Genomic DNA, 10,122 nt, shown 5'->3' on the forward strand with positions numbered 1-10,122 from the left:
CATCGGCGCGAGGCTCTACACCGAATGCGACACTGATCTAACCGACAACACACAACCCCCTGTGGGAGCGAGCTTGCTCGCGAAAGCGGTGGATCAGTCAACATTGATACAGCCTGGCAGGACGCCTTCGCGAGCAAGCTCGCTCCCACAGGGGATCTACGGTGTAGCGGTCAAACCGAATCCAGTAACGTCTGCCGGGACTTGTCATCGCAATTGCAGATCACCCGGTTACGCCCGCTGGCCTTGGCTTCGTACAACGCCTGATCGGCATCATTGAGCCAGCGTGTTGCGTCGGCATGCGCCGGATCGTACGCCGCCAGGCCGATACTCAAACTGACCTTCAATGCCGGATTCTGCTCATAACCCAGAATCGCGAAGCGCTCACGCAACGCTTCCATCGCCTGCGCGGCGTTGAACAGCGGCAGATCCGGCAAAATCACGCAGAACTCATCACCGCCATAACGCCCGGCAACGTCCGTCGCCCGCAGGTTTTGTTTAAGCAACTTGCTCAGTTGGCGCAACACGATGTCGCCCGCGACATGGCCGTAGGTGTCGTTGATCGCCTTGAAGTGATCGATGTCGATCAGCGCAATCGCCGCACCCTGCTTCTGCCGCTTGCAGCGCTGAAAAGCGATCTCCAGTTGATCCTTCCAGGCGCCATGATTGAGCAGCCCGGTCAGGCTGTCGGTGCGGCTCAAGGCGAGCAATTCGCGTTTATGCAAGCCAAGCGTGTAGGCCTGACGAAAGCAGATCCAGCCCAGCGCCAAGGGGTACAGCAGCAGTAACGGGAAACAGGCGTACATTTGTGCAGGCGTAGTTTGCGGAATGAATGCCGGAGCAAACACCACCAGCCCGACGCCGACCCCGAGCAACTGCGCCGCAGAGCCTGCCAATAGAAAACGTGAACCACCGATTGCGACGTTGTTCATTGCCATCATCGAAATGGTCGTGGCAGTGGGCAGCGGATTGAAATGCATGGCGGCAAGCCAAAAGCCGCCGAAAAAAGCGTCAATCAACAGATTGCGGTGTTCAGCGTGGTAAGGAACCCGGGCGCGGCGCGCCCATTGAAACGCCAGATGCGGCCAGACCAGGCCGTTGAAGAACATCAGTGCCCAGACCCACAGCGGCGGATCGAGCGAGTACATCGACACGCTCACGCACACGAGCCCCAGAATCAACCCGAGGATGCGCGACGTATAAAGCCTCCTGGCCAATGAAAGTCCCTTTCCTCCGGTATTTCCCATAAGGACCTCGATCACGCACACCGCAGGACGGATGTGCTGGAAGTCTAACAGGGCGACGTTAAATAGCCATCACCGGCCAGCGGGCTGAATAGCGCGACATCAGGACCGCACACAGGGCAAATATTTGGCTATACATGAAAGGAGCAAAATGGAAAAAAAACTATAAGAAGGAGACCCATGCACCTCTATCACGTGTTGATCATCGGCAGCGGTTTTGGCGGTCAATGTGCTGCGGTCAACCTGCTCAAGGCCGGGATCGACGATTTTCGCCTGCTGGAGCGACGGGACTTCTTTGGCGGCACCTGGTGCCAGAACACCTACCCCGGCGCGGCGGTGGACGTGCCGTCGCCGCTGTATTCGCTGTCGTTCGCGCCGTACCGCTGGTCGCAGATGTTCGCCGGACAGGCCGAACTGCAGCGCTACACCGAGCATGTCATCGAGCAGTTCGGTTTGCGTGAGCGCGTGGAGCTGGAGGCCAATGTCGAGCGCGTCGAATGGGACGACACAGAAAAACGCTGGGCTGTGCACACCGCCAGCAAAGGCACCTTTTATGCGCAGTTCCTGATCAATGCCACCGGACCATTGAGCCAACCGGTCATCCCACACTTTCCCGGCCAGGATCGCTTTCAAGGCAAGACGTTTCATACGAACAACTGGGATCACAGCTACGACTACCGCGCTAAACGCGTGGCCATCGTCGGCAGCGGTGCCAGTGCGGTGCAGGTGATTCCGGCGATTGCGCCGCAAGTCGATCACCTGCACGTGTTTCAGCGCACGCCACACTGGGTGCTACCCCGCGCCGATCGTCAGTTCGGGCCGCTGCAACGCTGGCTGCTCGGTCTGAAACCAGCCTACCAGCTGTTGCGCTGGCTGATTTACTGGCAATTCGAAACCCGGGTCATCGCGTTCAAATACTCGAAAGCGGCGATTCACATGGTCCAGCAGCACGCCCTGCGCTTCCTCAAACGCCAGGTGCCAGACCCGGCGCTGCAAGAAAAACTCACCCCGGACTTCACCATCGGCTGCAAACGGGTGCTGGTGTCCAGCACCTATTACCCGGCGCTGAGTCGCGCCAACGTCACCTTGCATACCCGCGAGCAAGGCATTGCGTCCATCGACGAAACCGGGATCAACACTCAGGACGGTCAGCACATCGACGTTGATCTGATCGTCTGGTCGACCGGGTACGACGCCACCGACGGGGTGATTTCCTACCCGGTCAGCGGAAAAAACGCCGTGCAACTCAGAGAGGTCTGGGCGCAATACCCACGCGCCTATCTGGGTACCAGCCTGCCGGACTTTCCCAACCTGTTTATCGTCACCGGCCCGAACACCGGCATTGGGCACACCTCGGCGCTGTTCATCATCGAATCGCAGATGAACTACATCCTTGACTGCATTCGTACCGTGCAGGCGAAGGGTCTGCGCAGCATCGAAGTGCGCCGTGAAGCGGAACGTACCTACACTGAGATGATTCATCGGGAGATGGAGCGCACGGTCTGGAAGTCCGGCGGCTGCCACAGTTGGTATCAAAGCAAGAGCGGTCATGTGATCGCGATGTTTCCCGGCTTCAGTTTCAGCTATCACCGCTTGACCCGAGCGCTGAAACCGGCCGACCACATTCTGTCCTGAACACGTAAAAGGAAGACGTCGATGCTTTTGCTGTTTGTCGCCCTCGCGGTTTTCGTGGCCTGGAGCTGGTTGAGTTATCCGGCGGTCGGTCATTGGCTGTACGACCTGAACATGGCCATCGAGGCCAAGTTGTACAAATTGCACAAGATCGAAGTGCCGATCGCCGAGATGACCGTCTCGACTTGGCAGGGCGGGCCGTATGAAGCGGCCAGCGCGATTCTGATGCTGCATGGTTACAGCGCCGACAAGAACCTGTGGCTGCGCTTTTCCCGGCACTTTGTGCGCCAGTATCGGGTAATCATCCCGGACCTCGCCGGCCATGGTGAAACCGGCTTCAAGGCGGGCGGCGGCTACGACATTCCGCTGCAGGCCAAGCGCATGATCCAGTTGCTCGACGTTTGCGGCGTGGAGAAAGTCCATGTGATCGGCAACTCGATGGGCGGCTACATCGCCGCGTGGCTGGCGGCGACTTATCCGGATCGCATCGCTTCGGTGGCACTGATCGACCCGGCGGGCGTCACCGCACCCGAGGCCAGCGACATGGAGCGCCATCTGGCGCGCGGGCATAACCCGTTTCTGATCAATTCCCGGGAAGAGTTCCAGCAGTTCTACGCGATGACCATGGCCACGCCGCCATGGGTACCCAAATTGGTGCTGGACGCCATCGCCCAGCGCTACGAACAACAACGCGATGAACTGGAAGAGATCTTCCGCGATTTTCGCGCCAGCCCGCCGATGGAGCCGAAACTGGTCGACATCAAGTGCCCGGCGCTATTGCTCTGGGGGCGCAAGGATCGGCTGATCGACGTCAGCAGCGTGCCGGTGTGGAGCAAGGGCATTGCGAATTTGCGTGTGGATGTCTGGGATCACGTCGGGCACATGCCGATGGTTGAACAGCCGGGGAATACTGCGCGCCTGTATCGCGAGTTTTTGGGGAGCCAAAGATGACAATGCACTCTGCCCCTGATCGTTCCCACGCTCCGCGTCCAGTGACGCGGAGCGTCACGGGCTGCATTCCCACGCAGAGCGTGGGAACGATCAAGGGTAAGGGCTTGAGATGAACATTCTTTATGACGAACGCCTCGACGGCCGGTTGCCGCAGGTGAACAAGGCTGACCTGCTCAAGGCCTTGCAACACGCCGTGCCTGACCTCGACATTTTGTGGCGTGAAGAAGAACTCAAACCCTACGAATGCGATGGCCTCTCCGCCTACCGCACCACACCGATGCTGGTCGCCCTGCCCCGACGACTTGAGCAAGTGCAAATCCTGCTCAAACTCTGCCATGAAAAAAACGTCCCGGTGGTTGCCCGTGGTGCCGGCACCGGGTTGTCCGGCGGCGCCTTGCCGCTGGAGCAGGGCCTGCTGTTGGTGATGGCGCGCTTCAACAACATCCTGCACATCGACCCGGCCGCGCGCACCGCGCGGGTTCAGCCGGGGGTGCGCAATCTGGCGATCTCCCAGGCCGCCGCGCCCTTCGGCCTGTATTACGCGCCGGATCCATCCTCGCAGATCGCCTGTTCGATCGGCGGCAACGTCGCCGAAAATGCCGGCGGTGTGCATTGCCTCAAGTACGGTTTGACCGTGCACAACCTGCTGAAAATCGAAGTGCTGACCATCGAAGGCGAACGCCTGACCCTCGGTTCGGACGCCCTCGATTCAGCGGGTTTCGATTTGCTCGCGCTGTTCACCGGCTCCGAAGGTTTGCTGGGGATCATCACCGAAGTCACGGTCAAACTGCTGCCCAAACCGCAGGTCGCGAAAGTCCTGCTGGCCAGTTTCGATTCCGTGGAAAAGGCTGGCCGCGCGGTCGCCGAAATCATCGCGGCGGGGATTATTCCCGGCGGTCTGGAGATGATGGACAACCTCGCCATTCGCGCCGCCGAAGATTTCATCCACGCCGGTTACCCGGTCGACGCCGAGGCGATTCTGCTGTGCGAACTCGATGGTGTCGAAGCCGATGTCCACGACGATTGCCAACGGGTGCGCGAGGTCATGACCGCGGCCGGCGCCACCGAAGTGCGTCAGGCCCGCGACGAAGCCGAGCGCGTGCGTTTCTGGGCCGGGCGCAAAAATGCCTTTCCGGCCATCGGTCGTTTGTCACCGGACTATTACTGCATGGACGGCACCATCCCGCGCCGCGAATTGCCCGGGGTTTTGCAAGGCATCGCCCGCCTCAGCGAAGAATACGGATTGCGCGTGGCCAACGTTTTCCATGCCGGTGATGGCAACATGCACCCGCTGATTCTGTTCGACGCCAATCAACCCGGCGAACTGCACCGCGCCGAAGCCTTGGGCGGCAAGATCCTCGAACTGTGCGTGCAGGTCGGCGGCAGCATCACTGGCGAACACGGCGTCGGCCGCGAAAAAATCAACCAGATGTGCGCGCAGTTCAACAACGATGAGTTGAGTCTGTTTCACGCCGTAAAAGCCGCGTTCGACCCTAAAGGCCTACTCAATCCCGGCAAGAACATTCCGACCCTGCACCGCTGCGCCGAATTCGGTGCCATGCATATTCATGCCGGGCAATTGCCGTTCCCCGAACTGGAGCGTTTCTAATGGCTGACGTCGATGCCGCCGGCGCCTTGCTTGATCAGGTCAACGAAGCGCGGGCCAACGCCACTCCGTTGAAGATTCAGGGCGGCAACAGCAAAGCCTTTCTCGGCCGCGAAGTAGCCGGTGAAGTGCTCGATACCCGCGCCCACTGCGGCATCGTCCGTTATGAACCGACCGAACTGGTGATCACCGCGCGCGCCGGCACGCCGTTGTCCGAACTCCTCGCGGCGCTGGACGCTGTTGGACAAATGTTGCCGTGCGAGCCGCCGGCATTCGGTGAAGGCGCCACCGTCGGCGGCATGATCGCCACGGGGTTGTCCGGGCCACGACGGCCGTGGTCTGGCTCAGTGCGCGACTTCGTCCTCGGCACCCGAGTCATCACCGGCCTCGGTCAGCACCTGCGTTTCGGCGGCGAAGTGATGAAGAACGTCGCCGGTTATGACCTGTCGCGGTTGATGGCCGGCAGTTACGGCTGCCTCGGCGTGCTCACCGAAGTGTCGCTGAAAGTCCTGCCGAAACCGCGCCAGTGCCTGAGCATTCGCCTCGACATGGAATGCGCGCGGGCGCTGGCGAAGCTTGCCGAATGGGGTCAGCAACCGTTGCCGATCAGCGCCGCGTGCCACGATGGCCAGAGCCTGTATTTGCGGCTTGAGGGCGGCGAAGGTTCGGTGACGGCGGCGCATCAACGCCTCGGGGGTGAGCCGTTGGATTCAGGGTTCTGGCGGGATCTGAATGAGCAGCGTCTTGCGTTTTTCAACGAAGGTTTGCCGCTGTGGCGCTTGTCGTTGCCGAACAATCTCGGGCCACTGGATCTGCCCGGCGAGCAACTGATCGACTGGGCCGGCGCGCAACGCTGGCTAAAATCCGACGTTGAGCACATTCATATCCTCGCTCAGGAACTCGGCGGCCAGGCCACCTGCTTTACCCACGGCGCCAGCATTTCACCGTTCCAGCCGCTGGCCTGGACACTGCTGCGCTATCACCAACAACTCAAGGCGCAACTCGACCCGCAGGGGCTGTTCAACCCCGGGCGCATGTACGCGGAGTTCTAGCCATGCAAACCACCCTCAGCGAACAATCGCGACAACTGCCCCGCGCCGCCGAGGCAGAAAAGATTCTGCGCACCTGCGTGCACTGTGGTTTTTGCAACGCGACCTGTCCGACCTATCAATTGCTCGGTGATGAACTCGATGGCCCGCGCGGGCGCATCTACCTGATCAAGCAAGTGCTCGAAGGCGCACCCGCGACGGCGCAGACACAACTGCATCTGGATCGCTGCCTGTCGTGCCGTAACTGCGAAACCACCTGCCCGTCCGGCGTCGACTATCACAACCTGCTCGACATCGGCCGCGCGGTGGTCGATCACGCGGTGCCGCGTCCGGCGGCGCAACGCCTATTGCGCGAAGGGTTGCGCGCATTGGCGCCGAATCCGGGATTGTTCAAAGGTTTGTTGCGGGTGGGCACGACGTTTCGCCCGCTGCTGCCGCGCTTGCTGGAAAGCAAACTGCCGCAGCATCTGCCGTTTTCCGGTTTGCGCCCCGCCCCGCGCCATGCCCGGCAGGTGTTGTTGCTTGAAGGCTGCGTACAGCCGGGGTTATCGCCAAATACCAATGACGCCACGGCGCGGGTGCTGGATCGCTTGGGCATCAGTGTCACCCCGGTGGCCGAGGCCGGGTGTTGCGGCGCGCTGGACTATCACCTCGACGCGCAAGCCAAAGGCCTCGACCGCGCGCGGCAGAACATCGATGCCTGGTGGCCGCACCTGCAAAACGGCGCCGAAGCGATTGTGCAGGCCGCCAGCGGTTGCGGCGCATTCATCAAGGATTACGGGCATTTGCTGGCAGACGATCCGGTGTATGCGGCCAAGGCACGGGAAATCAGCGAGCGGACGCTGGATCTGGTGCAGGTACTCGCACAGGAACCGCTCGAACAGATCTGCGCCGCCACTGAACGGCGGATTGCCGTGCATTGCCCATGCACGTTGCAGCACGCATTGAAACTGGGCGGCGCGGTGGAAGCCGTGCTGACACGCCTCGGTTTCAACCTCACTGCCGTGCCCGACGGCCATTTGTGCTGCGGTTCGGCAGGCACGTATTCGCTGACGCAACCGCTGCTGGCGCGGCAACTGCGCGACAACCGCCTCAACGCTCTGGAGAGTGGCCGCCCTGAGCTGATCGTTACCTCCAACGTCGGCTGTCAGAGCCATCTGGGCAGCGCCGGGCGCACGCGCGTGATGCACTGGATCGAACTGGTGGATCAGTCGTTGGCAGAATGAAGTTCGTAGGATTCTTCGTTTGCCCGCGTGCGAGAAGGCTGCGATCTTTTCCCTCATCCATTCCGTGACCGTGGCAGGAATTTTTTTCATGACCGTACAGCCGTTCGTCAGCCCCGACCTGATCCGCCAACGCTTCTCCAAAGCGATGTCCGACATGTACCGCGAAGAAGTGCCGCTGTACGGCGCGCTGATGGAGCTGGTGGAGCGAACCAACCGCGAGGTGCTGGCCCGTCAGCCAGACATCGCCCGGCAGCTCGACAGCACCGGTGAAATCGGGCGGCTGGACATGGAGCGTCACGGCGCGATCCGCGTGGGCACTGCCACGGAGTTGGCCACCCTTGCCCGCCTGTTTGCGGTGATGGGCATGCAACCGGTGGGCTATTACGACCTGACTCCGGCGGGCGTGCCAGTGCATTCCACGGCGTTTCGCGCGGTGCATGAAGAGGCGCTGCAAGTCAGCCCGTTTCGGGTGTTCACGTCGTTGTTGCGCCTGGAGTTGATTGAGGATGCGCAACTGCGTGCCTTCGCCGAATCAGTACTGGCCCAGCGTTCGATCTTTACCTCTGAAGCATTACGCCTGATCGCGCAAGCTGAAACCGCAGGTGGTTTGAATGAAAGCGAGGCCGAGGCATTCGTCCTGCAGGCGCTGGAAACTTTTCGCTGGCATCACAGCGCTACGGTTACCGCTGCGCAATATCAAACTTTGAGCGCCCAACACCGTTTGATCGCCGATGTGGTGGCGTTCAAAGGACCGCACATCAATCACCTGACGCCGCGCACGCTGGACATCGACAGCGTGCAGGAACAAATGCCGGCCCATGGCATCACCCCGAAAGCCGTCATCGAAGGCCCGCCGCGCCGGCAGTGCCCGATCCTCTTGCGCCAGACCAGTTTCAAGGCGCTGGACGAGCCGATCGCCTTCACCGATCAGAACCAGACCCGTAGCAGCCACAGCGCGCGTTTCGGCGAGATCGAACAGCGCGGCGCGGCACTCACGCCCAAAGGCCGGGCCCTGTACGACCGCTTGTTGAATGCCGCACGCGATGAACTCGGCGACTTCCCCAACGAAGCCAACGCCGCACGCTACAACGCGCTGATGGCTCAGCACTTTGGCGAATTTCCTGACAGTGTCGAGGGTATGCGTGAACAAGAGCTGGCGTACTTTCGCTATTTCGCTACGGAAAAAGGACTGGCTGCTGGAGGGCTTGGGCAGTCGTCTCTGGAGGACTTGTTGCGCGATGGCTATGTGAAAGCGGAACCGTTGGTGTACGAAGATTTCCTGCCGGTGAGCGCAGCGGGGATTTTTCAGTCGAACCTTGGCGATGCGGCGCAGGCGCATTATGGCGAGCATTCCAATCGGCAGGCCTTCGAGCAGGCGCTGGGGCGCGCGACCATTGATGAGTTGGGGTTGTATGCGGCGACGCAGCAGCGTTCCATTGATGAGTGTCTGACACAACTTGCGCGTTGAAAAATCAAAAGATCGCAGACTTCGGCAACTCCTACATTTGGAATGCATTTCCCCTGTAGGAGCTGCCGCAGGCTGCGATCTTTTGATTTGAAAGTTTTTAAGCAGCCGCTTCAGCCAAATGAAGGCATCTGGCCATTGTGCGCAAGAAGTTGCGCACTTGTTTTGCAAAACAGACCGCTAAAACCGCTGAGAGCCACGTCGTACAAGGCCTGCAGCCAAGTGCGCAAGAAGTTGCGCAGTACTGCGCAACTTCTTGCGCACTTTTGCATTGGGCGAGCGCTTTATTTCGCACAAGCGCCTGAAAAATCAGACAAACACCCCGGCCCGTATGGCCGGCACAATTGTTGGCACGCTCCTTGATAACAGTCAGGCACCCACCGGGCGATTTCGCCTCCCGGGCACCTTAAATTATTCCGCAAGGAGAGCACCCCATGGCAACACCAGCGTACATGTCGGTTACCGGCGAAAAACAAGGCCTGATCACTGCAGGCGCTTTCACCGCTGACTCCGTAGGCAACACCTACCAGGAAGGCCACGAAGACCAGGTTATGGTTCAGGCTTTCAGCCACGACGTGATCATCCCGCGTGACCCACAATCCGGTCAGCCAACCGGTCAGCGCGTTCACAAGCCAGTTGTGATCACCAAGGTCTACGACAAGGCTTCGCCACTGCTGCAAGCCGCTCTGACCTCCGGCGAGCGCATGAGCGAAATCGTTATCCAGTGGTTCCGTACTTCTGCTCAAGGTACCCAAGAGCACTACTACACCACCAAACTGGAAGACGCGATCATCGTCGCCATCAACAACAAAATGCACAACTGCCAGGATCCAGGCAACTCGCACTTCACCCACCTGGAAGAAGTGCAGTTCACCTACCGTAAAATCACCTGGACCCACGAAGTATCCGGTACTTCGGGTTCCGATGACTGGCGTGCTCCAGTCGTTTAATT

8 protein-coding genes are annotated in these 10,122 nt (G+C 60.3%); 7 read left to right on the forward strand and 1 reads right to left on the reverse strand.

Annotation, left to right across the window (positions count from 1 at the left end):
- Positions 1-170 precede the first annotated feature (170 nt).
- Positions 171-1,244, reverse strand: a complete 1,074-nt coding sequence (locus tag BMY54_RS24435; RefSeq protein ID WP_093439052.1) for a diguanylate cyclase — start codon at positions 1,242-1,244, stop codon at positions 171-173.
- 177 nt (positions 1,245-1,421) lie between these two features.
- Here BMY54_RS24435 and BMY54_RS24440 point away from each other — a divergent pair, with 177 nt between their 5' ends.
- The 7 genes from BMY54_RS24440 to BMY54_RS24470 all read left to right on the forward strand — a co-directional run bounded on the left by BMY54_RS24440 (position 1,422) and on the right by BMY54_RS24470 (position 10,120).
- Positions 1,422-2,876 carry a flavin-containing monooxygenase gene (locus BMY54_RS24440; RefSeq protein ID WP_093439056.1) on the forward strand — a complete coding sequence of 485 codons (1,455 nt, stop codon included), beginning with the start codon at positions 1,422-1,424 and terminating at the stop codon, positions 2,874-2,876.
- Positions 2,877-2,897: 21 nt separating this feature from the next.
- Complete coding sequence (locus tag BMY54_RS24445; protein ID WP_093439060.1) at positions 2,898-3,824, forward strand: alpha/beta fold hydrolase; 927 nt, start codon at positions 2,898-2,900, stop codon at positions 3,822-3,824.
- A 109-nt stretch (positions 3,825-3,933) separates the two neighbouring features.
- Complete coding sequence (gene glcD, locus BMY54_RS24450) at positions 3,934-5,433, forward strand: glycolate oxidase subunit GlcD (RefSeq protein WP_093439064.1); 1,500 nt, start codon at positions 3,934-3,936, stop codon at positions 5,431-5,433.
- The gene (gene glcE, locus BMY54_RS24455; RefSeq protein WP_093439069.1) at positions 5,433-6,482 is read left to right on the forward strand and encodes a glycolate oxidase subunit GlcE; all 1,050 of its coding nucleotides are present in this window, start codon (positions 5,433-5,435) and stop codon (positions 6,480-6,482) included. Before glcD ends, glcE begins: the two co-directional genes overlap by 1 nt.
- 2 nt (positions 6,483-6,484) lie before the next feature.
- The gene (gene glcF, locus BMY54_RS24460; protein WP_093439072.1) at positions 6,485-7,705 is read left to right on the forward strand and encodes a glycolate oxidase subunit GlcF; all 1,221 of its coding nucleotides are present in this window, start codon (positions 6,485-6,487) and stop codon (positions 7,703-7,705) included.
- An 88-nt stretch (positions 7,706-7,793) separates the two neighbouring features.
- Positions 7,794-9,173 (forward strand): 2-oxoadipate dioxygenase/decarboxylase HglS, encoded by a 1,380-nt coding sequence (locus BMY54_RS24465; RefSeq protein WP_093439076.1) that lies wholly within the window; start codon positions 7,794-7,796, stop codon positions 9,171-9,173.
- 431 nt (positions 9,174-9,604) lie between these two features.
- A complete protein-coding gene (locus BMY54_RS24470) occupies positions 9,605-10,120 on the forward strand; it encodes an Hcp family type VI secretion system effector (protein ID WP_007919523.1) in 516 nt (171 codons plus the stop codon).
- Positions 10,121-10,122: the final 2 nt, after the last annotated feature.

The organism is Pseudomonas sp. ok266 (assembly GCF_900110195.1).
Lineage (GTDB): Bacteria > Pseudomonadota > Gammaproteobacteria > Pseudomonadales > Pseudomonadaceae > Aquipseudomonas > Aquipseudomonas neuropathica.

Excerpts from the sequence above, each read along its gene's own strand:
- BMY54_RS24435 (WP_093439052.1), bottom strand. The coding sequence starts at position 1,244 with ATGGGAAATACCGGAGGAAAGGGACTTTCATTGGCCAGGAGGCTTTAT.
- BMY54_RS24440 (WP_093439056.1), top strand. The coding sequence starts at position 1,422 with ATGCACCTCTATCACGTGTTGATCATCGGCAGCGGTTTTGGCGGTCAA.
- BMY54_RS24445 (WP_093439060.1), top strand. The coding sequence starts at position 2,898 with ATGCTTTTGCTGTTTGTCGCCCTCGCGGTTTTCGTGGCCTGGAGCTGG.
- glcD (WP_093439064.1), top strand. The coding sequence starts at position 3,934 with ATGAACATTCTTTATGACGAACGCCTCGACGGCCGGTTGCCGCAGGTG.
- glcE (WP_093439069.1), top strand. The coding sequence starts at position 5,433 with ATGGCTGACGTCGATGCCGCCGGCGCCTTGCTTGATCAGGTCAACGAA.
- glcF (WP_093439072.1), top strand. The coding sequence starts at position 6,485 with ATGCAAACCACCCTCAGCGAACAATCGCGACAACTGCCCCGCGCCGCC.
- BMY54_RS24465 (WP_093439076.1), top strand. The coding sequence starts at position 7,794 with ATGACCGTACAGCCGTTCGTCAGCCCCGACCTGATCCGCCAACGCTTC.
- BMY54_RS24470 (WP_007919523.1), top strand. The coding sequence starts at position 9,605 with ATGGCAACACCAGCGTACATGTCGGTTACCGGCGAAAAACAAGGCCTG.